The sequence below is a fragment of the Marinobacterium nitratireducens genome (assembly GCF_014645375.1).
GTDB lineage: Bacteria > Pseudomonadota > Gammaproteobacteria > Pseudomonadales > Balneatricaceae > Marinobacterium_A > Marinobacterium_A nitratireducens.
This window is the reverse complement of sequence record NZ_BMLT01000019.1, coordinates 1-26,057: the sequence shown is the minus strand read 5'-3', so window position 1 is coordinate 26,057 and position 26,057 is coordinate 1. Positions and strand designations below refer to the sequence as shown.

The 26,057-nt window shown below is 64.1% G+C and carries 27 protein-coding genes; 18 read left to right on the top strand and 9 right to left on the bottom strand.

What is annotated here, in order from left to right:
* Window positions 1–3 precede the first annotated feature (3 nt).
* From IEX85_RS22485 to IEX85_RS22445, 9 genes are all read left to right on the top strand, one after another.
* Window positions 4–1,161: a type II and III secretion system protein family protein gene (locus IEX85_RS22485; RefSeq protein WP_188862884.1), complete on the top strand. Its 1,158-nt coding sequence runs from the start codon at window positions 4–6 to the stop codon at window positions 1,159–1,161.
* A complete protein-coding gene (locus IEX85_RS22480) occupies window positions 1,158–2,255 on the top strand; it encodes a CpaE/TadZ family protein (protein ID WP_188862883.1) in 1,098 nt (365 codons plus the stop codon). The genes IEX85_RS22485 and IEX85_RS22480 overlap by 4 nt, the downstream gene beginning before the upstream one ends.
* Complete coding sequence (locus IEX85_RS22475; RefSeq protein WP_229722068.1) at window positions 2,225–3,526, top strand: TadA family conjugal transfer-associated ATPase; 1,302 nt, start codon at window positions 2,225–2,227, stop codon at window positions 3,524–3,526. The genes IEX85_RS22480 and IEX85_RS22475 overlap by 31 nt, the downstream gene beginning before the upstream one ends.
* Window positions 3,523–4,347: a type II secretion system F family protein gene (locus tag IEX85_RS22470; RefSeq protein WP_188862882.1), complete on the top strand. Its 825-nt coding sequence runs from the start codon at window positions 3,523–3,525 to the stop codon at window positions 4,345–4,347. Before IEX85_RS22475 ends, IEX85_RS22470 begins: the two co-directional genes overlap by 4 nt.
* Window positions 4,348–5,259 carry a type II secretion system F family protein gene (locus IEX85_RS22465; protein WP_188862881.1) on the top strand — a complete coding sequence of 304 codons (912 nt, stop codon included), beginning with the start codon at window positions 4,348–4,350 and terminating at the stop codon, window positions 5,257–5,259.
* A gap of 5 nt (window positions 5,260–5,264) precedes the next feature.
* Window positions 5,265–5,969 (top strand): tetratricopeptide repeat protein, encoded by a 705-nt coding sequence (locus IEX85_RS22460; RefSeq protein WP_188862880.1) that lies wholly within the window; start codon window positions 5,265–5,267, stop codon window positions 5,967–5,969.
* A 103-nt stretch (window positions 5,970–6,072) separates the two neighbouring features.
* On the top strand, window positions 6,073–6,327 hold the full coding sequence (locus IEX85_RS22455) for a DUF3613 domain-containing protein (RefSeq protein WP_229722067.1): 255 nt from the start codon (window positions 6,073–6,075) through the stop codon (window positions 6,325–6,327).
* Window positions 6,324–8,069, top strand: a complete 1,746-nt coding sequence (locus IEX85_RS22450; protein ID WP_188862879.1) for a Tad domain-containing protein — start codon at window positions 6,324–6,326, stop codon at window positions 8,067–8,069. Before IEX85_RS22455 ends, IEX85_RS22450 begins: the two co-directional genes overlap by 4 nt.
* A gap of 57 nt (window positions 8,070–8,126) precedes the next feature.
* Complete coding sequence (locus tag IEX85_RS22445; protein WP_188862878.1) at window positions 8,127–8,915, top strand: TSUP family transporter; 789 nt, start codon at window positions 8,127–8,129, stop codon at window positions 8,913–8,915.
* A gap of 213 nt (window positions 8,916–9,128) precedes the next feature.
* On the opposite strand, the gene IEX85_RS22440 is transcribed toward IEX85_RS22445, so the two are convergent.
* On the bottom strand, window positions 9,129–10,253 hold the full coding sequence (locus IEX85_RS22440; RefSeq protein ID WP_188862877.1) for a PQQ-dependent sugar dehydrogenase: 1,125 nt from the start codon (window positions 10,251–10,253) through the stop codon (window positions 9,129–9,131).
* Window positions 10,254–10,310: 57 nt separating this feature from the next.
* A complete protein-coding gene (locus IEX85_RS22435; RefSeq protein WP_188862876.1) occupies window positions 10,311–10,676 on the bottom strand; it encodes a YacL family protein in 366 nt (121 codons plus the stop codon).
* A gap of 197 nt (window positions 10,677–10,873) precedes the next feature.
* On the opposite strand from IEX85_RS22435, the gene IEX85_RS22430 reads away from it, so the two are divergent.
* Both IEX85_RS22430 and IEX85_RS22425 read left to right on the top strand, forming a co-directional pair.
* Window positions 10,874–11,065, top strand: coding sequence for a CPXCG motif-containing cysteine-rich protein (locus IEX85_RS22430; protein WP_188862875.1), 192 nt, complete (start codon window positions 10,874–10,876; stop codon window positions 11,063–11,065).
* A gap of 38 nt (window positions 11,066–11,103) precedes the next feature.
* A complete protein-coding gene (locus tag IEX85_RS22425) occupies window positions 11,104–12,549 on the top strand; it encodes an NAD-dependent succinate-semialdehyde dehydrogenase (RefSeq protein ID WP_188862874.1) in 1,446 nt (481 codons plus the stop codon).
* Between the two features lie 53 nt (window positions 12,550–12,602).
* Here the strand turns inward: IEX85_RS22425 and IEX85_RS22420 are convergent, their stop codons facing one another.
* From IEX85_RS22420 to IEX85_RS22410, 3 genes are all read right to left on the bottom strand, one after another.
* Window positions 12,603–13,142, bottom strand: a complete 540-nt coding sequence (locus IEX85_RS22420; protein WP_188862873.1) for a nucleoside 2-deoxyribosyltransferase — start codon at window positions 13,140–13,142, stop codon at window positions 12,603–12,605.
* Window positions 13,143–13,572: 430 nt separating this feature from the next.
* Complete coding sequence (locus IEX85_RS22415) at window positions 13,573–14,874, bottom strand: hypothetical protein (RefSeq protein ID WP_188862872.1); 1,302 nt, start codon at window positions 14,872–14,874, stop codon at window positions 13,573–13,575.
* Window positions 14,871–15,521: a PspA/IM30 family protein gene (locus tag IEX85_RS22410; protein WP_188862871.1), complete on the bottom strand. Its 651-nt coding sequence runs from the start codon at window positions 15,519–15,521 to the stop codon at window positions 14,871–14,873. The genes IEX85_RS22415 and IEX85_RS22410 overlap by 4 nt, the downstream gene beginning before the upstream one ends.
* 135 nt (window positions 15,522–15,656) lie before the next feature.
* Between IEX85_RS22410 and IEX85_RS22405 the strand changes: the two genes are divergently transcribed.
* Together IEX85_RS22405 and IEX85_RS22400 are read left to right on the top strand one after the other, a co-directional pair.
* Window positions 15,657–16,394: a helix-turn-helix domain-containing protein gene (locus tag IEX85_RS22405; protein WP_188862870.1), complete on the top strand. Its 738-nt coding sequence runs from the start codon at window positions 15,657–15,659 to the stop codon at window positions 16,392–16,394.
* A 272-nt stretch (window positions 16,395–16,666) separates the two neighbouring features.
* Window positions 16,667–18,163, top strand: coding sequence for a CoA-acylating methylmalonate-semialdehyde dehydrogenase (locus IEX85_RS22400; RefSeq protein ID WP_188862869.1), 1,497 nt, complete (start codon window positions 16,667–16,669; stop codon window positions 18,161–18,163).
* 7 nt (window positions 18,164–18,170) lie between these two features.
* Here the strand turns inward: IEX85_RS22400 and IEX85_RS22395 are convergent, their stop codons facing one another.
* Window positions 18,171–18,431 (bottom strand): DUF5062 family protein, encoded by a 261-nt coding sequence (locus tag IEX85_RS22395; protein WP_188862868.1) that lies wholly within the window; start codon window positions 18,429–18,431, stop codon window positions 18,171–18,173.
* An 80-nt stretch (window positions 18,432–18,511) separates the two neighbouring features.
* Between IEX85_RS22395 and IEX85_RS22390 the strand changes: the two genes are divergently transcribed.
* From IEX85_RS22390 to IEX85_RS22380, 3 genes are all read left to right on the top strand, one after another.
* Window positions 18,512–19,381 carry a CHAD domain-containing protein gene (locus IEX85_RS22390; RefSeq protein WP_188862867.1) on the top strand — a complete coding sequence of 290 codons (870 nt, stop codon included), beginning with the start codon at window positions 18,512–18,514 and terminating at the stop codon, window positions 19,379–19,381.
* 40 nt (window positions 19,382–19,421) lie between these two features.
* Complete coding sequence (locus IEX85_RS22385; RefSeq protein WP_188862866.1) at window positions 19,422–20,066, top strand: MBL fold metallo-hydrolase; 645 nt, start codon at window positions 19,422–19,424, stop codon at window positions 20,064–20,066.
* A 108-nt stretch (window positions 20,067–20,174) separates the two neighbouring features.
* A complete protein-coding gene (locus IEX85_RS22380) occupies window positions 20,175–20,648 on the top strand; it encodes a Dps family protein (RefSeq protein ID WP_188862865.1) in 474 nt (157 codons plus the stop codon).
* Window positions 20,649–20,671: 23 nt separating this feature from the next.
* On the opposite strand, the gene IEX85_RS22375 is transcribed toward IEX85_RS22380, so the two are convergent.
* The gene (locus IEX85_RS22375; protein WP_188862864.1) at window positions 20,672–21,298 is read right to left on the bottom strand and encodes a DUF502 domain-containing protein; all 627 of its coding nucleotides are present in this window, start codon (window positions 21,296–21,298) and stop codon (window positions 20,672–20,674) included.
* A 134-nt stretch (window positions 21,299–21,432) separates the two neighbouring features.
* Between IEX85_RS22375 and IEX85_RS22370 the strand changes: the two genes are divergently transcribed.
* Window positions 21,433–21,675, top strand: a complete 243-nt coding sequence (locus IEX85_RS22370) for a hypothetical protein (RefSeq protein ID WP_188862863.1) — start codon at window positions 21,433–21,435, stop codon at window positions 21,673–21,675.
* A 7-nt stretch (window positions 21,676–21,682) separates the two neighbouring features.
* Here the strand turns inward: IEX85_RS22370 and zapE are convergent, their stop codons facing one another.
* Together zapE and pfkA are read right to left on the bottom strand one after the other, a co-directional pair.
* Window positions 21,683–22,816 (bottom strand): cell division protein ZapE, encoded by a 1,134-nt coding sequence (gene zapE, locus IEX85_RS22365; protein ID WP_188862862.1) that lies wholly within the window; start codon window positions 22,814–22,816, stop codon window positions 21,683–21,685.
* Between the two features lie 36 nt (window positions 22,817–22,852).
* Window positions 22,853–23,854, bottom strand: coding sequence for a 6-phosphofructokinase (pfkA, locus tag IEX85_RS22360; protein WP_188862861.1), 1,002 nt, complete (start codon window positions 23,852–23,854; stop codon window positions 22,853–22,855).
* A gap of 116 nt (window positions 23,855–23,970) precedes the next feature.
* Here pfkA and aceK point away from each other — a divergent pair, with 116 nt between their 5' ends.
* The gene (gene aceK / locus IEX85_RS22355; RefSeq protein WP_188862860.1) at window positions 23,971–25,704 is read left to right on the top strand and encodes a bifunctional isocitrate dehydrogenase kinase/phosphatase; all 1,734 of its coding nucleotides are present in this window, start codon (window positions 23,971–23,973) and stop codon (window positions 25,702–25,704) included.
* The last annotated feature ends 353 nt before the right edge of the window (window positions 25,705–26,057 follow it).

Genomic DNA, 26,057 nt, shown 5'->3' with positions numbered 1-26,057 from the left:
CCGATGCTGTTGCGAATCCTGATAGTGGCGCTGACGCTGGTTACGGTAGCGCCGGCTTCGGCGATGGAATACCGGTTGACGGTCGGCGGCCAGAAAACCATCGACCTCAATGGCCCTATCGATCGGGTAGCGGTGGGAGAGCCGGATGTCGCCGGCGTCCAGGTGCTGTCGAGCCGACAGTTGATGGTGACCGGCAAGGGCGCTGGGAAAACCAGCCTGCTGATCTGGGTGCGCGGCTGGTCGCAGCCGCGGGAGTACGAGCTACAGGTCTATCCCGACGCGGTGGCGGTCGACAATATACAGGTGCAGACCGATATCAAGGTGGTGGAGGTCAGCAAGCAGGCGTTAGAAGCGCTCGACGGCGGTTTCCTGTTTCGCAGGGTTACGGCGTCTGGCGATCGCGCACGTGCAGTCGGATTCAACCAACAACCCTTGAACGGCGTTAACGATCTAGTGTCTGGCTCTGGTCTGGGGATTATAAGAGACGGGGCCAACAGGTCGCTAAGTGCGACTATCAACGCCCTGGCCAGCAACGGCTTCGCCTATACCCTGGCCGAGCCCAGCCTGGTTTCGCTGTCCGGGCAGCCGGCGTTCTTTCTGGCCGGCGGTGAATTCCCCTTTCCCAAGAGCTCCGACGACGGCGATATCAGCGTCGATTTCAAGGAATTCGGCATACGGCTCAGCCTCACGCCGACGGTACTGCCGGGAGAGCGCATCCTGCTGAAGGTCGCGCCCGAGGTCAGCGAACTCAATTTCGTCGACGGCCTTCAGGCCGCCGGAGTTTCCGTGCCGGCGCTGCAGGTCCGGCGCACCGATACCACGGTTCAGCTTGGCGCCGGCGAGAGCTTTATCATCAGTGGCCTGGTCAGCCGCAATACGCTGAAGAACGTCGACAAGCTGCCGTTGCTCGGTGATATCCCGATTCTGGGCGCCTTTTTCCGTTCCACGCGTCTGGAGCGCAACGACAAGGAGTTGCTGATGATCGTGACGCCGTATCTGGTGCGGCCCTTTGCACGGGATGCCGAGCTGCCGCCGCTGCCCGGTGAGATCTATCGCGATTACGAGCCGGGCTTTGCCCGTCTGCTGTTCCTGGATCCGGCGCCCGGCACCCGGGCATCGATGCCACCGGGTATGGGGTTTGCCGGGGATACGCGCCCATGAAGCTGCTGGCCTACTGCCGTCATGGCGACCTGCGTGGGCGCATCGGCGAACAGGTGCCGGAGGGGATGTCGCTGGAGTGGCTGGCGCGACCGGACGATGCCGCTTCGCGGCTGCAGTCAAGCGATGTTCGGGGGCTGGTGCTGCTGGTCTCGGACTGGCCCGACAGCGAAGTTGCGGCCCTGATCCGGCTGTTCGCCCCCCGCCCCGTGGTGCTGGTCGATATGACGGATTCGGGGCACTGGCACGACGCCGAGCGACCGGCCTGCGTGCGGTTGACCGGACTGGATGAGCTGAAGGATCTGTTGCACCGGTTGTTCAGTCCCCAGGCCTATTCGCCGGCGCGAACCCTGGCGCTGCTGTCGGGCCGCAACGACTGCGATGGCGCGGTGGTGGCGATCTATGCCGCCTGGTCGCTGAAAAAGCGAGGCGCGGGCCGGGTACTGATTCTGGATCTTGCGATGCCGCAGACCGATGTTGCCGCCTATCTCGATGCGAGGCCCGGGGCGGGGTTGCTGGATCTGGTGGAAAACCGCCAGCGCCTGTCGCCCGGCTGGCTGCGGGAGCAGGGTCTCGAGGCGACAGCCGGCATCGACGTCGTTGGGCTCGGGAGCGACAGCGGACTTGGCCAGATCAGTGCCGAGGCGCTGAAGGCGACACTGGAACGGCTCGAAACCCATTACGATCATCTGCTGTTCAACCTTACCGGGGTGCAGCCGTCGCCGCTGCTCGACCTTATTGCGGCGCGCTGCGACCAGCACTGGCTGCTGGCGGATCAGAAACACCGCAGCCTGGCCGCGGCTGTCGATCTGGCCGCTCATCTGTTCGGCCAGGGCATCAGGCCCGGCGGTGTCAACCTGCTGCTGGCGCCCTGCCACCGCCACGTGCTGCCGGGCCGCGAGACCGTGCAGGCACAGATCCCGCTGCCCCTGCGCGGAGCCCTGCCCTGGTGCGCGCAACTGCTGACCCATATCAACGCGGGCACGTTGCTGCCGCCGCCCCAGGAACTGGCGCCACTGGCCGATGCCGTCGATCGGGCGCTGTGGCTGCGCGAGCCGGAGTCCTGGTGGCGCAGACTGACCCAGAGGACCGGTTGATGGACCTTTTCGGCGATTCCCTGGCGCTGCCCAGCCGGCAGCTGGACGTCCTTCACGATGAGGAACGGCTGAGCCTGAAGGCCAGCCTGCATCGGTACATTATCGAGCGGCTCGAGGAGGACGGGCTGATGTTCGAGATGGAGCGCGGCGAGCTGCACCCCCATGTGCTGGACTACGTCCGCGCCTATCTGGCAGAGCACGAAATCCACAGGAGCGAGCAGGATGCGGGCAGCCTAGTGGCGGAGTTGCTCGATGAAATGCTCGGTTTCGGTCCGTTGCAGGCACTGCTCGATGACCCCGGGGTGGACGATATCCTGATCAACGGTCCGCGCGATGTCTTCGTCGAGCGTCAGGGGCGCCTGGAGCGCGCGCCGCTGCGCTTCATCAACGACCATCACGTGCTCCGGGTGATCCGTCGCATGGTGGCGCCGCTGGGTCGCCGTATCGACGAGTCCAGCCCGATGGTTGACGCCCGCCTGCCGGACGGCAGCCGCATCAACGCCATTATCCCGCCGTTGTCGATCGACGGTCCCTGCCTGTCGGTGCGCAAGTTTCGCCATGACGCCCTCGCCATGGAGGACCTGATTCGCGGCGGCTCGCTGGACATGCAGATGAGCCGTTTCCTGGTGGAATCGGTGCGGCAGCGTTGCAACATCCTCATTAGCGGCTCCACCGGTTCCGGCAAAACCACGCTGCTCAATGTTCTCAGCCAGTACATCGGTCAGGGCGAGCGGGTGGTGACCATCGAGGACGCGGCCGAGCTGAAGCTGCGCAACGGTCATGTCGTGCGCCTCGAGACACGGCCGCCCAACAGCGAAGGCCATGGCGAGGTCAGCGCGCGTGACCTGCTCAAGAATGCCCTGCGTATGCGCCCGGACCGCATAATTCTCGGCGAGAGCCGCGGTGGCGAGGTGCTGGATATGCTGCAGGCGATGAATACCGGTCACGCCGGCTCGATGAGCACGGTGCACGCCAATTCGGCGCGGGATGCTCTGGTGCGCCTCGAGATGATGGTGACGTTGTCCGGCTTCGGCGCCACCGAGACCCTGGTCCGGCAGATCATCGCCACCTCCCTCGATCTGGTGGTGCATGTTTCGCGGCAGCCGGACGGTCGGCGTCTGGTCACGGATATCATCGAGGTTCAGGATGTCGCCGATGGCATGATCCGGACTCAGCCGCTGTTTGAATATGATGCCGAAGAGGAGGGCTTCACCGTCGTGGACGCGCCTTCGCCGGCGTTGCGCAGGAAGCAGGAGAGGAACCGCGCATGATGATGCTGGCGGCGGGCCTGGCACTGCTGGCGGCAATCTTGCTGTGGTTTGCCGGCCGTGGAGAGCCGCCGGCGAAAGCAGCCAGGCCGGGTGCACGACAGGGCCGGCAAGGGCCGGAGCTATTGTACCTGGTGCCGCGACCGCTGCTGGTGGCGCTGGTGTTGCTGGTCGTTGCGGGCTCGGGGATTGGTTATCGCGCCGCCGGCGTGCTGGCGGGCGCGGCCTGCGCGGGGCTGCTCAGTGCCGCTGCTGTGGGATTGCTGGCGCTGCGGCGGGCCTCGATCAAGCGGGCGCTGCTGGCGGAGTTGCCGGGCTTCGTCAACCAGATCGTGCGTCGCATGACGGTTGGCGCAAACCTGTCCCAGGCCGTTCAGCAGGCGGCCCTGCACGTCGAGGACCCGCTGCGGCAGGTATTGCAGCGGGCGTTGCAGCGGGCGCAGCTGGGTGACGAGCTGGCCGACGCCTTCCGTCACGAGGCGCGGCGGATCCACCTGCCCGAGCTGGATCTTGTCGCCACCGTGTTCAACATCAATCACCAGTACGGCGGCAGTATCGTTGCCGCGCTCGACAATCTGGTCAAGCTGCTGCAGCAGCGCGAGCGGGCTCAGCGTGAGCTGCGGGCGATGACCGGCGAAACGCGGTTTACCGCGCTGGTCCTCGGCGCCATGCCGCTGATGATGGCCGGTTACCTGATGCTGGTCAGTCCCGACTACCTGTTGCGGATGTGGAGCGATGACGGCGGACGTCAGTTGCTGCTGGCCGGCGCCGGCATGCAGGTAGCGGGCGTGCTGACGCTCTGGCGCATGATCAGGTCCATCTAGATGAGCGGGATGACGCTTCAGCAGTGGTTGATCCTGTCCAGCCTGGTGCTGGGTGCGGCGGGCATGACGCTGGTCTGGTGGGCAGGTGCCAGGCGTCTGCGCCGGCGCATCGAAACGCGGCTGGCCGAGTCGGTGCGCGAGCGCAGCGGTAGCGGCCGGCTGCTGGCCCAGGGGCAGGAGTTCTGGCGCAAGCGCCGTCGCCAGCGCGAGCCTCTGGCTGAACTTTCATTGCTGTTGCGTCAGGCTGGCCGCATCAGCAATCGCGAGCAGGTGCTGGCGCTGCTGCAGTTGGCGGCGTTCTGGCTGGTTGTGCAGCTTCTGGCGTTTTACTGGGGCTGGCAGCGCGACCTGGCGCTGCTGCAGCAACTGCTGCTGCAGGTCTTCGCCGCCGCTGGCGGGGCCTGGGCGCTGATACGCTGGCTGCGCTGGCAGGTGGCGGCGCGGGCGGCGCGCATCGACGAACAGCTGCTGCTGGTGTTGCAGATCATGCGCATCCTCTGGGAGGTCGGCATGTCTCTCGAAAGCATGCTGCGCACCCTTAGCCGTGAAATCGGGCCGCTGGCACCGGATGTGGAGCGGGAGCTGGGTGCGGTCAGGGCCAAGATCGAATCCGGCGAGACCCGCGAGCGGGCGCTCGGTGACGTGGCGCGCCTGTCGCAGTCGAATGGCTTCCAGGATCTGATGCTGCTGCTGACTCAGGTGTCCGAGACCGGCGGCGGCATGTCGGGCGCGCTCGCCGACCTGTCAGAGCTGTTGCAGGACCGGCGCCGTACCTGCCTGCATGAGCGGGTAAGCAAGCTGTCGGGCCGGATGTCGGCGGTGATGATGCTGCTGCTGTTCCCGGCGTTGTTGCTGGTGCTGGCCGGGCCTGGGTTTCTCGCCCTGGTCCAGGCGCTGCAGGGAGTGGGGTAGGAAAAATGAGAACACTGGGTTTGGCGACACTGATGCTGATGCTTGCAGGCTGCGGCGCCACGACGTCGCTGCATCCGCGCGAGGCGACAGCGCAGATAGCGGAGCCGCGACAACCGACGGGCTATTGCGGCGAGCCGATTGCCGCAAAGCTGGGCGTCAAACTGTCGATGGTGCGGCAGCAGCGTGCCAGGGGGCAACTGTACTCGGCGCTGGCCACGCTCGACGGCCTGCCGGCCGATACGCCGACGTACCGGCTACTGCGTGCAGACATCCTGCGCGATATGGGGCGTTTCGGCGAAGCCAGACCGCTCTATGAAAGGCTAGAGGGCAGCTGCCTGTCCGGTCAGGCACACCACGGGCTTGGTCGCATAGCGGCGCAGCAGCAGCAAACGGCAATGGCGCTGCGGCATCTGCGCATGGCGCGGGAACGGATCCCGACCGATGCCGATGTCCGCAACGATCTGGGGTTTCTGCTGCTGGCGACCGGACGCGACCGGGAAGCGAGGGATGAACTGACCACCGCGCTGGAGCTCGACAGTCGTCACGAGACGGCGGCGCGCAACCTCTGGTTTCTGCTGCTGAAGAACCGCGACGCCGCGGCGGCAAGGTCGCTGGAGCGCCGTTTCGGCTGGCCGGACGCCGAGCGGGACCTGTATCTGGCGGCGATCCCGCGTTTCAATCCCCTGACCTCTGGAGAATCGCATGATTAAGGAGCCTGCGAATAAGTTCCAATCAGACTGTGGCTTGCAGCGCGGGCCGGAATCGAGGCGCCGCTTCGACGGTATGCTGGTGGCCTGTCGAGAAGCGGTCCCTGTGCTTCCCGGCTTACTGCTGCTATCGCTGCTGGCGACCTCTGCCCTGGCGCAGGAGCCGGATGCCCGGCCCGTACCGGAAATCGGCGAGGACACGCGGCACTGGCTCGAACTTCAGCGCAGCGGCCGCCAGGCCACCGCCGCCAGCGACCGGCTGTCGCCCGGCGCTGCCCGCGAAGCCGAACGACGCATGGTCGAGAGCTTCGGCCATCCGGTTCCGGAATACTTCGTCGACAAGGCGTTCTCCGACGAATGAGGCATTGCCGGCAGCGCGGGGCCATCGGTCTCAGCGCGTTACTGCTGCTGCTGAGCGCGCTCCTGTTCGCGGCGTTCGCCATCGACAGCGCGCGTCTGTTCTTCGCGCAGCGCGAGCTGCAGACCCAGGCGGACCTGGCGGCGCTGGCCATGTCACGGGGCGGCTGCTACCTCGATGGTGTTACCGACCGGGACGGGCTCGAGGGGCTGGCGCTGGACAACCTGGCGCTGAACGGCTTCGACGCCAGTTCCGGCGAAGCCAGCTTCAGCTTCGGCGAGGCGGCAATCGCCGACAACCACTGGCAGCTGGCCGCCGGTGGCGATTATCAGCCGGCCGGCCGCGTCAGCCTGAGCCGTACGCTGCCCGCCAGCCTGTTGGCCGGGGGCCTCTGGGGCGGCGAGGTCGATCTTGGCGCGGCGGCAGCCGTATACAAGCGTATGGCGGTGGGTTTCGGGCTCGGTTCTGGCCTGCTCGATGTCGATCTCACCAATTCGCTGCTGGGCGCGTTGCTCGGCGGCAGCGTCAATGTGCTCAGCTACGAAGGCCTGGCGAGCGCCGGCCTGACCCTGGGCAGTCTGCTGGCGGCGGCGGATGCCGAGGGACTGTTGAACGTCGATCTCGAGGTTGGCACCCTGGACGAGGTACTGGCGACCGAGGTCGGGCTTGCGGACCTGCTGGCGGCAACCATTGTCGCACTCGATTCGCAGAGTCTGGCCGATGCCGACGTCCGGGCGGCCCTGGTGCAGCTGCAGGGCGCGGCCGCGACCGGTCTATCGCTGACCCTCTCCGATATGCTGGCGCTTGCCAGCGGCTCCAGTGGGGCGATGGAAGGGGAGATACAGCGCGCGGCGCTGGCGACCGAAGTCGACCTCTATGGGCTGGTGACCGGCGCCATCCTGGCCGCCAACCAGGGCCACTTTATCGAGATACCGGGGCTGGCCGCCGATCTTGGCGTTGCGGGCCTCGGCGTCGGGCTCACCATCGTCGAGCCGCCACGGTACACTTTCGGGCTGTTGCCCGCTGGCGTCGGCGACGACTGGATGGCCTCGGTCGAGACCGCGCAGATCGAGCTCGATATCAGGGCCACGCTGCTCGAGGGTGGACTGGACCTTGGTTTGATCTACCTGGACGTCGGCAGTCTGGGGATCCATGTCGACATTGCCAGGGCTGAATCTCGCCTGCTCGAGGCAGATGGGTGCAGCCTTGCGGACGCCGAAGTCCGGCTCGATTTCGAGACCCGGCCATCGGTGGCGAACCTGACAATAGGAGACGGCGGCGCCCCGGCTGATCCTTCGGATTTCGGCGACCCTTCTCAGCCGGTCAACCTGGCGGCCGGGGTGCGGCTGGCATTGGTGACGGTGCCGGTCGAGGTCAATGTCGCGGTCGAGGCGCCAGTCAGCAGTCAGCAGGCGGTCGGTCATACTGTCCTGCTGCCGCGGCAGCCGCTCCCCTATACGGAGGAGGGGGTCAGTGCGGGCCCTGGCGATACCCTCGACGATAGCCTGTCAGGACTGGAGCTCGACCTTTCGGTCGATGTTCTGGGGAGCACGCTGCTCGGGGCCGTGATCGGCGATGTGCTGGACCTTCTTACCGCTTCGCTGTTGCCGGCGGTCGGTGACCTGATCGCGCAACTGGCACTCGATGTCGTTGAACCGCTGCTGCGGGCGCTCGGCATCACCGTCGGCTACGCCGATGTGATCGTGGTCTCGGTCGAGTTCGACGGCAGCGGGCTGATCGAATAGCCATCGAAAGGGTGATACCCTGCGCGTCCCGAACGACACGGATTTCGAGAGACTGCGATGGCCGACCTGCTGTGGTGGCAATACGCCCTGATCGGGCTCACGTTTGTCTGGAGCGGTTTCGTGCGCTCCGGACTCGGTTTCGGCGGCGCGGTGCTGTCGTTGCCGTTTCTGCTGCTGATACTGGATCGGCCGCTGGTATTCCTGCCGATCATCGGAGTGCATCTTTTGGTGTTCTCCAGCTGGATCGCCTGGCGAGGGTATCGCAAGGTGGCGGGGGAGCGCTCCGCAAACGGCAATAACTCCGGCAATATCGATTGGACCTATCTCCGGCACTCGCTGAAGATCATGATCGTGCCAAAGCTGATCGGTGTCTTCGGGTTGCTGACTCTGCCGTCCGAGATCATGACCGGCGTCATTTTCGGCATCGTCATCGTCTACGCCACCGGCTACGTGCTTAACCGGCCGTTTCGCAGCAGCCATCCCTGGGTCGACAACCTTTTCCTGATGCTGGGCGGCTATGTCAGCGGCACCTCGCTGATCGGTGCGCCGCTGATCGTTGCGGTGTACGCCACTCATGTCGCGAAACATCAGCTGCGCGATACCCTGTTCGTGCTCTGGTTCATTCTCGTCGTGATCAAGATGACGTCCTTCCTGATTGCCGGGGTCGATCTGCAGCTGATTCATCACCTCTGGCTGCTGCCCTGCGCCCTGGTCGGTCATCTTGTCGGCGAGCGTTTTCACGCCTATCTCGTCAGGTCTGAAACGCCGCTGTTCTTCCGGGTGCTGGGCGCGGTGCTGATCCTGATCAGCTCGATCGGTATCCTGAAAGCCGTCGGGGTATTCTAGGCGCAAGGCGCAGGGGAGTACGGATACCATGGTGAACTGGATGAGGGAGCGGCGTACCCAAACTTACGGCACTTCCCCGCTGTAAATGGTTTGGCACGGTGCTGGCTTCGTTCGCCGCAGGGCGCGTCTCCTACGGGGCTGGGATAAGTGGGCGCGGCGTACCCAAACTCACGGGCACTTCCTCGCTGCGAATGGCCTGGACTGGCGCCGGTTTTATTCCCGGCCAGGCTCCAGCCGCACCAGCCTGCCCGGGCTCTCGTCTGTCAGCAGGTAGACGTAGCCGTCTGGGCCGACATCGACATCGCGTATACGGCCGATTTCACCCTTGAGCAGCTGTTCTTCCGCCACCACTTCGCCGTTCTCCAGCACCAGCCGTGACAGCAGCTCGTACTTGAGCGCGCCGACCAGCAGGTTGCCCTGCCAACGGGGGAACCTGTCGCCGCGGTAAAAGGCAAGCCCCGAGGGAGCGATGGACGGATCCCAGTAGTACACCGGTTGCTCCATGCCCTCCCGGGCGGTGCCTTCGCCGATGCTGGTGCCGATACCGTAGTTGACGCCATAGGTGATCACCGGCCAGCCGTAGTTGAGCCCCGGCGCCAGCCGGTTGATCTCATCGCCGCCCTGGGGACCGTGCTCCAGGCCCCAGACGGTGGTGCCGTCGGCGTCCAGCGCCAGCCCCTGGACATTGCGATGGCCATAGCTGTAAATCTCCGGCAACACGCCGGCGCGACCGACGAAGGGGTTGCCGTCGGGTACCGAGCCATCGTCGCGCACGCGGATCACCGAGCCGTTGTGGTCGCCCAGGTCCTGCGCGCGGTCGCGATCGCCGCGCTCGCCCAGGCTGATGTAGAGCAGTCCGTCGCGGTCGAACAGCAGGCGGCCGCCGAAATGGCGGCCGCCGCCGGCCTTGGGGCTGGCCCGGAATATCACCCTGACATTTTCCAGCCGCTCGCCGCGCAGTTCGCCGCTGGCGACCTCGGTACCGTAATCTCCCAGCAGGCCCTCGCCGGCGGCATAGGCAAAGTAGAGTTGACGGTTGCGGGCGAAGTCCGGATGCAAGGCGATATCCAGCAGTCCGCCCTGACCCCTGACCGCGATATCGGGCAGCCCGGCTATCGGTGGCGACAGTTCGCCATCGGCGCTTAGACGCCTGAGCCGTCCGGGTCTCTCGCTGACCAGCATCGAGCCGTCCGGCAGAAACGCCATACCCCAGGGACGCTCCAGCTGATCGGTCAGGGTCACGACCCGCACCGTGCTGGTCGGCGCGGGCGGGGCATCGGTAATAGCGGCGAAGGCGGGAGCCGCAATCAGTGACAGAAGGAGTACGGGAAGCTGCACAGTGGTTCTCCTTGGGGCCGGTCAGAGAGTCTTGCAGTGTAGACAGCCGCCGGCCGGTCAGCCCGCGATCAGCTCGCGCCAGGCAAGCAGCACGTCGCGGAAGTCGTCGAGGCCGCAGCCGGCCTCGAGTTCATCGTCGTAAAAGTCGAGGTCCTCGAAATCGAACGCAAGAGTGTCGTCGTCGAGACTGTTGGCCCGCACCCGGGCCTCCTCGCGGTCGAGCTCGAGACAGAATTCCCTGCCTTCGAGGCGAAATTCGCGAAGCCTGCGAGCCTGCAGTCCCCCGACGGCGTCGAGCACCTGATTCAGCAGGGTCGCGTTCTCGCCGAGTTCTTCCGCGAGCCAGCGGCCGAAGGCTTCCTGTCCCATCGAAAATTCGGCGAAGCAGCGACCCAGTTCGTCGCGTCCCAAGGTGTAGTCCACTCTGTCGTTTCCTCGGTTCCGTTGCAGGGAGAATATTATCAGCCCGGCGGCTGAATAGATGAAGTTCCGGCTGCACGGGTCGCAGGCGTGCGCTGCGGGTTCTGAACTACGCTATGCAGGTGGATACGGAATTCCCGGGAGCGGCAGGATGTCGAAAGACCGGGATCAGACACATACAGAACCAAAGGTAGCCCGGCATGAATACCCTGGAAGAGGTGGATCTCTACTGCCCATACTGCGGCGAGCCGATCAGCGTACTGGTCGACTGCAGCGAAGCCCGGCAGCAGTACGTCGAGGATTGTCCGGTCTGCTGCAGCCCGATGCTGCTGACAGTCGAAGTCGACGATACCGGCGTGCCGATGGTCGAGGCGGAGCGAGAGAACGGCTGAGGTTCCGGGTGTCGGGATTGCCGAGGAGGCGTTCCCAGATGCAACTCAAGAACTCTGTGCTGCTCAACCCCGGGCTGTACATCGACGGCCGCTGGTGCGAGGCGCCGTCCACTTTCACGCTGCGCAACCCCGCCACGGGCGAGCCGCTGGCCGAAGTGGCCAGGGGCGGACGCGAAGAGACGGAACGTGCCATCGACGCCGCAGGGCGGGCCTTCGCGGGCTGGCGGCGAGAGCCGGCCGCCGAGCGCGCGCGCTGTCTGCGGCGCTGGAGCGAACTTATGCTCGAGAACCGCGATGACCTCGCCGCCATCATGACATCGGAGCAGGGCAAGCCGCTGGCGGAGGCGAAGGGGGAGGTTGCCTATGCGGCCAGTTTTCTCGAATGGTTCGGCGAAGAGGCGAAACGCGTTTACGGTGATATCATCCCAAGTCACAAGGCGGATGCCCGCATTCTGGTGACGAAGCAGCCGGTTGGCGTGGTCGGTGCCATCACGCCGTGGAATTTCCCGCTGGCGATGATCACCCGCAAGGCCGGCGCGGCGCTGGCGGCCGGATGCACCCTGGTGGCCAAGCCAGCAACCCAGACGCCGCTGTGCGCCAATGCCCTGGCGGTGCTGGCTGAGGAGGCGGGCATACCGGCCGGGGTGTTCAATGTCGTGGCCGGCGATACCCGGGCAATCGGCGAGGCACTGATGGCCTCGAAGGCGGTGCGCAAGATTTCCTTCACCGGGTCCACCGCGACCGGCAAGCTGCTGATGCGCCAGGCCGCCGATACGGTCAAGAAACTGTCGCTGGAGCTGGGCGGCAACGCGCCCTTTATCGTCTTCGACGATGCCGATCTGGAGGTCGCGGTAAAGGGCGCGATGGCATCGAAATACCGCAATACGGGCCAGACCTGCGTATGCGTCAACCGCTTCCTGGTGCAGGACGCCATCTATGATGATTTCACCGCGGCGCTGTCAAAAGCGGCATCCGGCCTCAAGGTAGCCGACGGCTTCGCAGAGGGCGCCGAGCAGGGGCCTCTGATCAATCAGGCAGCCCTCGAGAAGGTCGAGGAGCACGTCGCCGATGCGTTGCAGCACGGCGGTCGCCTGCTCTGCGGCGGCCAGCGCCACGAACTGGGCGGTACCTTCTATCAGCCGACCGTGATCGCCGATGCGAATCCGCAGATGCGCCTGGCGGCGGACGAAACCTTTGGCCCGGTCGCGGCATGCTTTCGCTTCAACACCGAACAGGAGGCGATCGAACTGGCGAACGCCACCGAATTTGGCCTCGCAGCCTATTTCTACGCCCGTGATCTTGGCCGGGTCTGGCGCGTCGCCGAAGCGCTGGAATCGGGTATTGTCGGCATCAACGAAGGCCTGATCTCGACCGAAGTGGCGCCGTTTGGCGGTGTCAAGGAGTCCGGGATGGGGCGCGAAGGCTCGAAATACGGCATCGACGATTATCTCGAGATCAAGTACATGCTGATGGGCGGATTGTAGGCATTGGTTTGTCCGGGCAGCGGCGCCTCGTCCTTCGCGACGAGGCGTCGCTGCTATGCTCGATCGAGCGCCAGGCGCAGGACCTTTTCAAAAACGGCGAGGTGCGCGTCGAGGCTGTGCTCTGCGGTATCGCTGATGAGCCGGCCACCGCTGTCTTCGATCGCGCCGATCAGCATCAGGTTGTCGGCCATATCGAAACGTTCGATGGTCATGCCGTCGCTGTCGATCTCGGCGTCCTCACCGGCGACCCTGTCGCTGTAGAGCCGGCCGTCCAGGCTGTAGCCCCAGACTGGTTTGCCGAGGGCCGCCATGTAACCGAGCTCGAAGGCGGTGCCGACATCCATGCTCGGGCCGCGAAACGGGGTCATGTTGGCGATGACAAGGTCGGCGCGTTGCATTAGTCCGATATTGGCGCGATAGATCGCAAGTCCGGCGTCATAAGGGGAGAGTTCTTGCAGATCGAGTTCGCTGTCGAGCGGGAATAGACCGGTGCAGCCGTAGCGGTCGCAGAGTGTGACCTTGGCGGCGCCGGCCTCACGGGCGTCGGGCCAAAAGACATCGGGGCCGGCGAGGTAGATGTGCAGGCCAGGCATATTCGCTTCCTTTCGTGGCTGGTGGCAGCCTCCATAATGCCCTGCTCGGCATGGCGATGCATCTTCCGGCGTCAGCCGGCAAGAAACCAGGGGTCTTCGCGGGCAGCGCGCTCACAGTCGCGCTGGGTTACGCTCAACTCCCCGGCTTCGTCCCGGGGCCGTTTCGCGGCAGATGATGTGTCGCGCGGGCGTTGCAGGTAGTCCAGCAGTCGTTGTAAAGCAGTGACGGTCATGGCGGCTTGCCTCCCATCCGGGTCGCGATTGTGCCGGGCGGCGGCCTCTGAGGTTCGGCCTCCCCGACGGATCCTTTTGCTTCCTCGCTAGACTGTTACGCGAGTCGGTGGTGACAGGATCACCTGACAGAGTATCGACGACGGAACTGAAACCGGCCTGAAAGCGTCTGCAGGCCCAGGCCGGCAGACGTACAGGGTCAGACCTGCCAGTGCGCGAAGCGCTGTTTCAGTCGGGTGAAGCGGTCGCTGGCGCGGGATTCAAGCAGCGAGCCGAGCAAAATCGCCGCCAGGCCGACCAGCGCGAGGCTGATCCAGCCTCCCAGGTCGAAGGCGCTCAGCAGCCGTCCGAACAGGTAGACCAACCCGGAGGCCGCGATCACCAGTCCGGCGCCGAGCAATGCCAGGCGACGCAGGTAATGGCCGGCCAGCGTGAGCAGCAAGCCGGCGACGAGGCACAGCAGGGCGTTGGCCAGGCTGTCGAACAGAAGGAGGTTGCCGCTGAAACCCAGCAGCAGAGCCGGCACCGCCAGCACTCGGTACAAGGCCGGCGCCATCTCGACCCGACGCGACAGCTCCAGCAGCAGGGCGGCGCAGGCGAGGCTGCCGGCGGGCAGCAGCAGCGGATCCGGCAGCAGTCTTTCCAGCAGGACCGCCACGCCAATCCCGATCAGGGGCGTCAGCAGACCGCTGCCGACTTCGAGAAAGCCGCGCAGGATCGATTGCCCCGGCAGCAGGAGACTGAGCTGACGGGCGGCGAGGAACAGACAGAGCAGCCCTGCGGTGAAGAGGAAAGCGTCGGCATCGTAGAGCCAGAGACTGCGGCCCAGCAGCACGCCCAGGGGCAAAAACTGCAGCAGGCGGGCGAGGATGCCGTCGGGTGTGCGGGCGCACAGATGCTGATCCCGGCTGCGCTCCGCGCGCCACAGCATCCACAGTGCCAGCGGCAGCGTCAGGCCGGCGACGGCCGTCGGATCCCGCAGCGGGATCAGCAGCACGGCGTTGCCGGCGAGATACTGCCAGCTAAGACGGCTGCTCAGCGGGCGCGCCAGTACGCGAAAACCCAGTATAACGACCGGCAGCAGCAACAGCGCCGACCCGCCAACGACTGCGGCAGTCAGCCCCGGCGCGCCCAGCTGCCAGGTTGCGATACCGGGATAGTTCAGAGCGGCAATGCCGGCTTCGGCATGAACGAAGGCGCCAAGAATGGCGAAGTTCGCCGGCACCGACACCAGGGCCAGGCTGGTCAGAAGGCGCGCGCCGCGCGGTTCCTGCAGCCAGTGGCCGCTGGCGAGTCCTGCGCCGCAGAGCAGCAGGGAGTGGCCCAGCAGCAGGCCGTAGCGCAGCAGGTCGCTGCTGCCCTGCCAGCCCTGCACCAGAAAACTGTACATTGCGACCAGCAGCGCAGTGGCGCCGGCCAGACGCAGCAACTGCGGCAGCCGCCGGCTCAGGGGTGTGGCGTTGCGGGTATCGGCGGTCCAGGCGTCCCGTGAGGTGCTCATTTGGCTTGCTCCCGGTTCAGCAGTTCATCGAGTTCGGCACGCAGTTCCGTATCCCGCTCCTGTCGCGCGAAGCTCTCCTCCAGCGCGTCGCCGCCGGCGGCCGTGCCGGCCCGAAGTTCCTGTTCGCCGAGCCGTGCGTCCCAGCGCTCGAAGCAGCTGTCCACCTCACGCAGCAGGTCGCTTTCCGGGGACTCGCCCGCGATCCGGGCGGCATTGCCGCACTGGCGTGCACGCATTTCGGTATAGCGCCGGGTGAGTTCCTCGAGACGGGCTTCGCCGTCATCGATATCGCGCGACAGGCGTGCGGCGAGGTCGCGACTGGCGACCTGATTGCGCGTCAACCTTTCGGCCTCGCGGCGCGAACGCTGGCGCCGCTCGAGACAGGCCAGCGCCCGCGCCTCGTCTTCCGCAGCACAGGCCCGGGCCCGTTCGCCCCAGTCTTCGGCTTCGCGGTGAAGTTTGTCGATGCGCGCGTCCAGCAGCTGCTCCTCTCGCTGCATCCGGTTGAGCCGGGCGCGGGCGCGGGCAATTTGCTGGCGCAATTCGCCGATACAGGTTTGTGCGACCGCCTCATGATCCTCGATCTCGCCGACGACCCCGTCCAGACGGGCGAACAGGGTGGCCGATAGCCGTTTCAGCAGCGACATGGTGCGGTACCTCCGGGTGATGGGTTCGACGCCATTGTTGGGCTGAATTACATATGAATAAACCAAATTGCGAAAAGCACTGCTATTCTCGTCCTGAGGTATAGGATATCGATACTTTTTTGGCGGGGATGCGATATGGCACAGACCCAGGCGATCGTCGCGACCCTGAAACGGGCGCTCAAGAGTCACGGGCTCACCTACGCCGATGTGGCGCGGGGGCTTGGCATGAGCGAGGCCAACGTCAAGCGCCTGTTCGCCTCCGAGCGTTTTACCCTGGCGCGTATCGAGGAGGTCTGTCGGCTGATGGAGATGGACCTGTCGGAGCTGTTTCAGCTCTACGAGGCGTCACGCAGTCGCATCGCGCAACTGACCGAGGATCAGGAGCGCGAGCTGGTAGCCGATCCACTGCTGCTGATGGTCGCGGTGTTCGTGCAGAACCACCTGGGTTTTGCCGATATTACCGGGCGTTACAACATCTCCGTGCCCGACTGCATCCGTTGCCTGGCCAAGCTCGACCGGCTGCGGATCATCGATCTGCTGCCGAACAACCGCATCAAGCTGCGTATCGACGAGCGCTTCAGCTGGCTTCCGGGCGGCCCCATCGAGCGCTTTTTCGAACGCGAGGTGCAGCAGCAGTTCCTCTGCGGCAGCTTCCGCCGCAGCGGCGGTACCCGGTTGTTCTTCAATGGCCTGCTGAGCGAACACTCGCGACAGCTCATCGCCCGGCGGCTCGAAGCCCTGGGGCACGAGATCGCCGACCTGCAGCGCCAGGACGCCGGCCGGCCGCCGCACGAGCGCCACAATACGGGCATTCTGCTGGCGCTAAGGGAATGGGAATTCGACGCATCGCAGCCGTTCTTGAAGCCGCGGTAGGTTGGGGAAAACGGGATCTACGGTTGCCCCGACAGCCGAAGGTGCGCGTTGCAACCAGGCGATCTGGAAGGCGATCGCTACGATGGATGCCGCGATGCCCCGGTGTGGCAGTTGCCGTCGAGATCCTCGCATTGCATCGCTTTACCTTCCTGCAAACCGCTCCATGCGTTTGCAGGATTTTGGCGGGGCGGCCTCCGCCATCCCAGGCGGTCATCCTACAATTCAGTATAAGCGCGAGGTAACCCACGTATCTGGATGTGGAGGACAGGGCAATGACAACAAGAGAAGTACCGCTGTATATCGACGGCAAGGCGGTGAGCTCCGAAAGCGGCAACTGGCATGAGGTGCGCAACCCGGCGACGCAGCAACTGGTGGCGCGGGTGCCCTTCGCGACGGCGGCGGAGGTGGAGCGGGCAGTGGCGAGCGCCAAGGCTGCCTTTTCCGGCTGGCGCCGGGTGCCGCTGGTACAGCGCATGCGAATCATGCTGCGGTTTCAGGCGTTGATCCGGGAAAACAGCGACCGGCTCGCAGCGCTGATCACCGAGGAGCACGGCAAGACGCTGCCCGATGCCGAAGGTGAGGTCGGGCGCGGGCTCGAGGTGGTGGAGCACGCCTGTTCGATCTGCTCGCTGCAGCTGGGCGAGATCGCCGAGAACGTCGCCGGTGGCGTCAATGTTTATACGTTGCACCAGCCGGTGGGCGTCGGGGCGGGCATCACCGCCTTCAACTTTCCGGTCATGCTGCCCTGTTTCATGTTCCCGCTGGCCGTCGCCTGCGGCAATACCTTTGTGCTCAAGCCGTCGGAGCAGGACCCGTCCTCGACGCTGTATCTGGTGGAGCTGGCGCACGAGGCGGGGCTGCCGCCCGGTGTGCTCAACGTCGTCCATGGTGGCCCCGAGGTTGCCGGGCGGCTATGCGATCATCCCGATATCAAGGCGCTGTCGTTCATCGGTTCGACCCGGGTCGGCAGCGACATTTACGAGCGCGCCAGCGCCGCCGGCAAAAGGGTGCAGGCGATGATGGGCGCCAAGAATCACTGCGTCGTCATGCCGGACGCCCATCGCAGCCAGGCGCTCGATCTGGTGCTGGGCTCGGCGTTCGGCGCCGCGGGTCAGCGCTGTATGGCCAACTCGGTGCTGGTGCTGGTGGGCGAGGCCCGCGACTGGCTGCCGGAGCTGGTCGAGCGTGCCCGTGGCCTCAGGGTCAATGCCGGTATCGATCGCGGCGCGGATCTGGGGCCGCTGGTATCACCGGCGGCAAAGGCCCGCGTGTGCGGGCTGATCGACGCCGGTGTCGCCGAGGGTGCTGCGCTGGAGCTCGACGGGCGCGATATCAGGGTGGAGGACTATCCACAGGGTAATTTCGTCGGGCCGACGGTCTTTTCCGGGGTCAGGTCGCAGATGCGTATCTACCGCGAGGAAATCTTCGGGCCGGTGCTGTCGGTGGTCGGCGTCGACAACCTCGACGAGGCCATCGCTTTTATAAACGACAACCCGAACGGCAATGGCACCGCGATCTTCACAAGTTCCGGTTGGGCCGCACGCCGCTTCGAAACTGAAATCGACGTCGGTCAGGTCGGCATCAATGTGCCGATTCCTGTGCCGGCAGCGTTTTTCAGCTTCACCGGCTCCCGGGCCTCGAAGCTTGGCGACCTGGGCCCCAACGGCAAGCAGGCGATTCAGTTCTGGACCCAGACCAAGACCGTCACCTCGCGCTGGTTCGAGCCCGAGCACGAGTCGACCGGGGTCAACAGCACCATCTCGCTCTGACCCGGCTTCAGGTTTTCAGCGGATGCCCCTCCGGCAACTGGCGCTCGATCCACAGCGCCAGTTTGTGCTTCATGTTGCGCTCGTTGTCCTGGCCCTTGGCCAGCGGCTGAATCAGGCCGTCATGGACCAGCAGACGGTACAGGGCGCGCACCTTTGCGCCGGCGCCGTCGGTCGGTTCGAACTCGCCGGCACCGCGCTTCTTCATGTACAACGCGCCGACGCGCAGTGCTTCGCGCACCAGTTCGGCTTCTTCCTTTTCCCGGCTCATGATGATCTCCGCGCTTTGCTGTGGTTAACCCGTTGCCGGTCTAAGCTTAGCGGGTGTCCGGAAAAGGAGCCTGGAGAAAAATGAGCTTTAGGCTGCGACGATCGAAATCGTTGCCGCGCGAGGTGAAGCGGGCGGCGCGCGATGAGCTCGAGCGTGTCATCGAGATGCTTGTCGAGCCTGTCCAGGACAGCGATGAGAGCATCCATCAGCTGCGTGTCGGCATGAAGCGAATGCGAGCCCTGCTGCGCCTGCTTCGGGACGTGCTGGGGGAGGAAACGTATCGTGCCGAGCAACAGCGCTGCAAGGCGCTGGCGGACGACTTTGCCGGCTTCCGCGACGCCGCGGTCGCTTCGGCGCTGCTGGACGAGCTGTTGTCCGGCCTGCCGGATCCCGATCTGCGAATCCGTATCAGGGCGGGGTTCCGCGGTTCCCCACAGGTAGCTGCCGCTGCGTCTCCAGGCCTGGACGAAGCCCTGCAGCGGTTGCGGCTGATGCGGCGCGCGGTACGGGAGTGGCCTTTGGATTCGCTGCGACGGCGGCAGCTCAAGGCCCGCCTTGGGCGCCAGTATCGCCGGGGCCTGCGGCTGTACGGCGATGTCGGTGAGGACACCGCCATGGCGCTGATGCACGAGTGGCGCAAGGAGGTGAAGCGTCTGCTCTATCAGCTGGAACTGATCAGACCGGAGGCCGGGCGCACCAAGGTCGAGCGCCGGCTCAAGAAGCTGGGTTCGGTGCTCGGAGACCTGCACGACCTGGATATGCTGGAGCTGCAGATCGAATCGCATCCGGAGCTGTTCTGGCTCGATGACCGGCTGGCGTTGCGGCGCCGGCTGCGCGAGAGACGCGCAGCTTTGCGTGAGCGGGCTCTGCGACTGGGGGGCGGGATCTTCGCCGGCTCGCCGGCGGTGTTTGCCCAAGGGCGTGTCGCAAAGTGGAAGGCTGGCCACTGATCGGTATACTCTGGGGCATTCCGACAGTTTCAGGTGCAAGATGAAATACAGCATTATACCGGTCACACCCTTTCAGCAGAACTGCACGCTTATCTGGTGCGAGAGCACCGGCAAGGCGGCGGTGGTCGATCCGGGCGGCGACCTCGACCGGATTCTCGCCCGCGTGCAGGAGCTGGGCTTGGAGCTGGAGAAGATCCTGCTGACCCACGCCCATATCGACCACGCCGGAGGCACTCACGAGCTGGCCACGCTCAGGAAGCTGCCGATCGAAGGGCCGCAGAAGGGCGATCTTTTCTGGATAGAAGGGTTGGCGCAGCAGGCCCAGATGTTCGGCTTCCCGCCGGTGGACGGATTCACGCCGGACCGCTGGCTCGAGGATGGCGACAGCGTTACGGTGGGCGAGCTGCGTCTGCAGGTGCTGCACTGTCCGGGGCATACCCCGGGCCATGTGGTTTTTTTCCATGACGAGAGCCGGCTGGCGCTGGTGGGCGATGTGCTGTTTCAGGGCTCCATCGGGCGTACCGACTTTCCCCGCGGCAATCACCAGCAACTGATCGACTCGATTCGAAACAAGCTGTTCCCGCTGGGTGATGATGTGGAGTTCATTCCCGGTCACGGACCCATGTCGACCTTTGGCGACGAGCGGCGCGACAATCCGTTTGTCTCCGACCGCCGCTATGGTTGATTGATTATATCTATCGTTAATATCTTTTAATTCAATTTCAGCTATAGGAAGCCTCTTTCTATACTGGAGTTCAGTTGAAACCCGTCATGTCATCCAAGGAGTGAGATCATGAGTATTAGCGCCATTAATATCGGAATCCCGGAAGCCGACCGCAAATCGATCGCCGAGGGACTGAGTCGACTGCTGGCGGACTCCTACACCCTGTACCTGCAGACCCACAACTTCCACTGGAACGTGACAGGCCCTCAGTTTCGCGAGCTGCACCTGATGTTCGAAGAGCACTACACGGAGCTTGCCGTTGCGGTCGACGATATCGCCGAGCGCATACGCACCCTGGGCGAGGTGGCGCCGGGTACCTACAAGGCCTATGCCGCACTGAGCTCGATTCGGGAAGTGGATGGTGTGCCTGACGCGAAGGAAATGGTTGCGCTGCTGACCAGCGGTCACGAGCAGGTGGTGCGTACCTGTCGCGAGGTGCTCAAGGTTGCCCAGGGGGCGGACGACGAGTCCACCGCATCGCTGGTGTCCGATCGCATGAGCATCCATGAGAAGACTGCCTGGATGCTTCGCAGTCTGGGCTGAACCTGCCTCTCTTGCAGCCTGAATCAGGCGTCACGCGGACGTGACGCCTCCTGCCTGGCGGCGTTGGATACGCCGCCGCTGACCAGAAAAGCTGTGACCTGCGCCGCAGGCACGTTCAGTGCTTTTACCCTGTCGCGCGGCACCACGATAAGGTTGCCGGCAAAGTTGTACGATTGCGGCAGATAGACCGCAACGTCGTCGTCCAGCCCGAAGTCGGTCAGCGACTCCTGGGTGACGAAGCCGATCAGCCGTACCGCGCCTCCCTCGTTGACCTCGACCAGCACCGGCTTGCTGAAGCTTTTCTGGTCGCCGAGAAAGGCCCGGAACAGGTCCTTCAGCGCGCTGTAGAGCATCTTGACCAGCGGAATGCGGTCGAGCAGGGCGTCTATGCGACCGAGCACGAAACTGCCCAGAAAATTCGACGCGATCAGGCCGGTCAGGATAATGACGGCGAAGGTGACGCCGATACCGGTCAGGGTCACCAGCCATCCCGCCTCGATGCCCGGATACACCAGGGCAAGCAGGGCGCCGACCGCCGAGAACAGAGTCTCGTTAAGTGCGGTGAAGATCAGGTAGACGAGGTAGATCGTCAGTACCGCCGGCAGTAACAGCAGCAGGCCCTGGAAGAATAACCGCGTTAGATATTTCATATTACCGTCCTGGTATTCGATATTGGGGCTGCAAACAGGGGAGCTGCGAGCCTGTGCGGCCCGGGTAACCTGCGAACAACTTCAGACTAGTGTCTACACTCTGAATAGATGATGTACAGCTCACGGAGAACCGCATGCAGCATATCGAATATCGCGGCTTTCGCATTACACCCAAGGTTCTGCCCACCGAAGCCCCCGGCACCTGGCTGCTGGAGCCCAAGATATACCATCAGGATCCGAAGGATACGATATTTCATAATGCCGGCGCCCTGTCGGGACAGATCGATTGCCGGATTGAGGCGCTCGATGAGGCCTCGGCCATGCAGTCCTGCGCCGCCTTCGCGCGGCAGCTGATCGACGACTATCTCGCATCCTGATAGCGCTTCAGGGTCGGTGCCCGCGCAGCAGATAGTCGCGTGACTGCATTTCGATAAGGCGGCTGCGGGTGCGTCGGAACTCGAATTCCAGACGGCCGCTGCGGTAAAGGGTATCGAGCGGGGCCCGAGTCGACAGGTAGAGCCGGACGTTGCGCTCGTAGAGCTCGTCGACGAAGCTGATGAAGCGGCGTGCCGGGTCATCCATCGCCGACCAGCGCACCTGGCGCTCGCCGGTCGCGCCTGAGCCGCGCTCCGAGTCTTCGGTGCCGCGCGCCTTGATCCATTCCCTGACCTCGCCATCGAACACCGGTACGTCGCCCAGCAGCAGGGTGTGGTAGCGCTGCGCCAGCCAGATATAGTCGAGCGCCGAGCGGGGACCTTCGCAAAGCGCGGCGAAATCGAACCAGGCGACGCCGGCACCGTGGCGGCGTGCCGGCACGGGCCGTCCGCAGATAGCGATAGCCCCTTGCTGCCCATCGATGCCAGCCTGTTGCCGGAACAGAATGCCCAGCCGGTCGTCGGCGGGATGCGGGAAAATGGTCTGCTCCCTGTCCAGGCGACGATGGCGATGATCCCGCCCGCCGTCCAGGTTGTGAACCTGCAGGTGCTCATGCAGCAGTCTTACGGTCGGGAAGAAACGGTCACGCTGCAGACCGTCCCGGTACAGCTCGTCCGGTGACTGATTGGACGTTGCCACCATTACCAGGCCGCGCTGGAAGAGGGCGGCCAGCAGCCGGCCGATCAGCATGGCGTCGGCGATGTCGGTGACCTGGAACTCGTCGAAGCAGAGTACCCGGTGCCGGCTGGCGATTTGCCGGGCAATCCGTTGCAGCGGGTCGGCGGTGCCGCTGAGTTCGGTCAGCTCCCGATGCACGCGTGCCATGAATCGATGGAAATGCAGCCGCAGCACGAGGCCTTCTGGCAGGCTGTCTTTGAACAGATCCATCAGCAATGTCTTGCCGCGGCCGACCGGTCCCCACAAATACAGGCCGGGGACTGGCTTGCGCCTGCGCCAGGGAGCCGTTCCGGCACGCAGCTCTGCGTGGAGTCGGTCGAGAGCCGCCAGGGCTCGTTGCTGCGCCGGGTCGGGTTCGAAGTCGGGACGCTGTTGCAGTGTCTGGTAGCGTTGCGAGGGAGTCATGGGCCGCGATGATAGCGGAAAAGGCGCTGCCGTGGACTATTTGTGCAGTTGCAGCGCGATCTGGTACAGCTGCGGGGGGCGCTTGCGTCCGCCGCTGACGTGCGCGAGCGACACAGGTTTCAGTGCGCGCCCGTCGCAACCGACCATGATGTCGCTGTAGCCCGCCAGCAGGTAGTCGACCGCCGTCACGCCCATGCAGGATGCCAGTACACGGTCGTGTGCGCTGGGACTGCCACCGCGCTGAATGTGCCCCAGGATACAGACCCGCGCCTCTTCGCCGAAAATACGCAGCTGCTCCGCGAGGCGGCCTGTGAGCCCGGGCTCAGGGCCTTCTGCGACAACTATGATGCCGCTGGAACCCTTGCCGGTTCTGCGGTTGTCGGCGAGGGTATAGCCAATGGATTCCACCGGAGTGGGGTACTCGGGAATCAGGATCATCTCGGCGCCGCAGGCGATGCCGACCTGAGTGGCGATGTATCCCGAGTTGCGGCCCATCACCTCCACCAGGAACAGACGCTCGTGGGACAGCGCCGTATCGCGAATGCGGTCGATCGCGCCGATCGCTGTGTTGACTGCGGTATCGAAGCCTATGCTGTCATCGGTGCCGGGAATGTCGTTGTCGATGCTGCCGGGCAGGCCGACGACAGGAATGCCGGTTTCGCGAGTAAAAAGGTGCGCGCCCGTCAGCGTGCCGTCGCCGCCGATGGTGATCAGTGCCTGAACCCCGTGCTCACGCAGGATGTCGGCGGCCTTTTGCCGGGTTTCGGCCTGGTAGAACGCCTCGCAGCGGTCGCTCTTCAGGATGGTACCGCCGCGCTGAATGATATTGCTTACCGAGGCCGACGACATCCGGCGCAGGTCACCGCTCAGCAGACCGCTGTAGCCCCGGTGCACGCCGTAGACCCGGATACCCCGGTTAAGAGCGGTACGGGCGACTGCACGTACCGCGGCATTCATTGCCGGGGCGTCGCCGCCGCTGGTGAGTACGCCGATGGCGTCGAAAGCGCGGACGACATCCAGTTCAGGCAGGCTGTACATGATCTAAGCTCTCCTGGTGACTTTGTTAGAACTATAGCTTCAGCCGCGCTGTAGCTGCGCTGCCCGCAGGAAGGCTCGAGTGTGCCAGCATCCTGTTAACGAAGGATTCAACCGTTATGACAGTGCCCTATGCCGACCGTATTGCCGATGCGGTGCTGGAAAAGTTCGCCGACTACAGAAATCGCTTCCAGACCATCACCGCTGCCGCTCAGCTGCGTTTCGAGAAAGCGGATTGGCACGCGATCCAACGCGCAAGCGCGGCCAGGATCGATCTCTACGAGGCCAATACCGAAGCCGCCGTCGAGGCTATCGTGGAGCAGCTGGGCGAGGTCGTCTATGACGCCACGCTCTGGCATGACGTCAAACGCCGCTATGCGCAGAAAATCCTCGCCCGCAACGATCCGGAGCTTGCCGAAACCTTTTACAACTCGATTTATCTGAAGGTGCTCAAGTACGGCACGCTGGACGATGCCCATATGTTCATCCGCTCCGACTATGAAGGGCGGGTGATCGCGACCGGGGACCGGCTGTGTCGCACCTACGACCTCGGGCGCGGGCTGGTGGCGCTGCTCGGACAGGTTCTGGATGACTTCGCCTTCGACATTCCGTGGGAAAACCGGCGCCGGGATATCCGTAATCTGGCGCGTTTCGCCCGCAGGCACCTGCCGCCGGCTCCGGAGACGGGCGTAAGCGCGAGCGTCGAGATCATTCGCAGCCGCTTTTTCCGCAACAAGGGGGCCTACATCGTCGGGCGGATCAACCTCGGCGAGCGTCGGGTGCCCTTTGTGCTTCCGGTGCTGAACAACGGCCAGGGGGCTGTCTACGTCGATACACTGATCGTGGCGGAGAACGATGTTTCGGTGATCTTCAGCTTCACGCGCTCCTACTTCATGGTGGATGTCAATTCGCCGTCCGAGTTCGTGGGCTTTCTGCATTCACTGATTCCGATGAAGTCGAAAGCGGAGCTGTACAGTTCGATTGGCCTCTACAAACAGGGAAAGGCCGAGTTCTACCGCAGTTTTCTCGATCAGCTGGATCAGTCGGACGACCAGTTCGTCATAGCCCCGGGTACAAGGGGCATGGTGATGACGGTGTTCACGCTGCCGTCCTTCCCGGTGGTGTTCAAGCTGATCAAGGATCGTTTCTCGTCGTCGAAGAACATCACCCGGGATCTGGTCAAGGACCGGTATCGCCTGGTCAAGCGTCACGACCGGGTAGGGCGCATGGCCGACACCCAGGAATTCACCAACTTCCTGTTCCCGCGCGAGCGCTTCAGTCCCGAACTGATCGAAGAACTGCAGCAGGTGGCGGCTTCGTCGATACAGCTCGACGACGACGTCATTACCATCAAGCATCTTTGGACCGAACGCCGTATGACGCCGTTGAATCTGTATATCGACGATGCACTGGCGCGCAAGGACGAAGAGGCGGTCTTTCACGCGATCAACGAATACGGCAAGGCGATCAAGCAACTGGCGGCGGCGAACATCTTTGCCGGAGATATGCTCTTCAAGAATTTCGGCGTTACGCGTCACAAGCGGGTGGTGTTCTACGACTACGACGAGATCATGTACCTGACGGACTGCAAGTTCCGGCGCATCCCCGAACCCCTGTACCCGGAGCAGGAAATGTCGGGTGAGCCCTGGTACTCGATCGGCGTCAACGATGTCTTCCCCGAAGAGTTCAGCATCCTGACCGCCTGCAACCCGCTGGTGCGCAGAATCTTCAATGAGCTTCATGGCGACCTTCTCGATGTGACGTTCTGGCAGGATATGCAGGAGCAGGTCCGTCACGGCGAAATTGTCGATGTGTTTCCTTACCGCAAGATCCAGCGATTTCCACGCGTATAACGGCAGGATGACAAAGCGATGAAAAAAGTTTCTGTTGGCTGTTGACTCGTTATCAATGCTGAGTAGAATACGCACCACTTCTCGCAGCGACGGTTCCTGGAACGGTCGAAAACGCGAAAAGGGTTTAGAAAATGAGCTTTAGAAAGTAAATTTTAATAAACCCTGGAGTTCCTCTTTTTAAAGTCACTTCGGTGACGAAAGTTAAAAAAAAGAGTTGACTTCGAAACTGGGCGCGATAAGATATGCGCCCGCTTGAGACGAAAGGCCAGTACATCGGTCTCGCTCAGCACGCTCTTTAACAAATTGATCAGGTAATTCGTGTGGGCGCTTGTCGGGATAGGGCAAACAAAAGC

Coding starts and splice junctions, on each gene's coding strand:
- IEX85_RS22485 (WP_188862884.1), top strand. CDS start 4: ATGCTGTTGCGAATCCTGATAGTGGCGCTGACGCTGGTTACGGTAGCG.
- IEX85_RS22480 (WP_188862883.1), top strand. CDS start 1,158: ATGAAGCTGCTGGCCTACTGCCGTCATGGCGACCTGCGTGGGCGCATC.
- IEX85_RS22470 (WP_188862882.1), top strand. CDS start 3,523: ATGATGATGCTGGCGGCGGGCCTGGCACTGCTGGCGGCAATCTTGCTG.
- IEX85_RS22465 (WP_188862881.1), top strand. CDS start 4,348: ATGAGCGGGATGACGCTTCAGCAGTGGTTGATCCTGTCCAGCCTGGTG.
- IEX85_RS22460 (WP_188862880.1), top strand. CDS start 5,265: ATGAGAACACTGGGTTTGGCGACACTGATGCTGATGCTTGCAGGCTGC.
- IEX85_RS22450 (WP_188862879.1), top strand. CDS start 6,324: ATGAGGCATTGCCGGCAGCGCGGGGCCATCGGTCTCAGCGCGTTACTG.
- IEX85_RS22445 (WP_188862878.1), top strand. CDS start 8,127: ATGGCCGACCTGCTGTGGTGGCAATACGCCCTGATCGGGCTCACGTTT.
- IEX85_RS22430 (WP_188862875.1), top strand. CDS start 10,874: ATGAATACCCTGGAAGAGGTGGATCTCTACTGCCCATACTGCGGCGAG.
- IEX85_RS22425 (WP_188862874.1), top strand. CDS start 11,104: ATGCAACTCAAGAACTCTGTGCTGCTCAACCCCGGGCTGTACATCGAC.
- IEX85_RS22420 (WP_188862873.1), bottom strand. CDS start 13,142: ATGCCTGGCCTGCACATCTACCTCGCCGGCCCCGATGTCTTTTGGCCC.
- IEX85_RS22415 (WP_188862872.1), bottom strand. CDS start 14,874: ATGAGCACCTCACGGGACGCCTGGACCGCCGATACCCGCAACGCCACA.
- IEX85_RS22410 (WP_188862871.1), bottom strand. CDS start 15,521: ATGTCGCTGCTGAAACGGCTATCGGCCACCCTGTTCGCCCGTCTGGAC.
- IEX85_RS22405 (WP_188862870.1), top strand. CDS start 15,657: ATGGCACAGACCCAGGCGATCGTCGCGACCCTGAAACGGGCGCTCAAG.
- IEX85_RS22400 (WP_188862869.1), top strand. CDS start 16,667: ATGACAACAAGAGAAGTACCGCTGTATATCGACGGCAAGGCGGTGAGC.
- IEX85_RS22395 (WP_188862868.1), bottom strand. CDS start 18,431: ATGAGCCGGGAAAAGGAAGAAGCCGAACTGGTGCGCGAAGCACTGCGC.
- IEX85_RS22390 (WP_188862867.1), top strand. CDS start 18,512: ATGAGCTTTAGGCTGCGACGATCGAAATCGTTGCCGCGCGAGGTGAAG.
- IEX85_RS22385 (WP_188862866.1), top strand. CDS start 19,422: ATGAAATACAGCATTATACCGGTCACACCCTTTCAGCAGAACTGCACG.
- IEX85_RS22380 (WP_188862865.1), top strand. CDS start 20,175: ATGAGTATTAGCGCCATTAATATCGGAATCCCGGAAGCCGACCGCAAA.
- IEX85_RS22375 (WP_188862864.1), bottom strand. CDS start 21,298: ATGAAATATCTAACGCGGTTATTCTTCCAGGGCCTGCTGCTGTTACTG.
- IEX85_RS22370 (WP_188862863.1), top strand. CDS start 21,433: ATGCAGCATATCGAATATCGCGGCTTTCGCATTACACCCAAGGTTCTG.
- zapE (WP_188862862.1), bottom strand. CDS start 22,816: ATGACTCCCTCGCAACGCTACCAGACACTGCAACAGCGTCCCGACTTC.
- pfkA (WP_188862861.1), bottom strand. CDS start 23,854: ATGTACAGCCTGCCTGAACTGGATGTCGTCCGCGCTTTCGACGCCATC.
- aceK (WP_188862860.1), top strand. CDS start 23,971: ATGACAGTGCCCTATGCCGACCGTATTGCCGATGCGGTGCTGGAAAAG.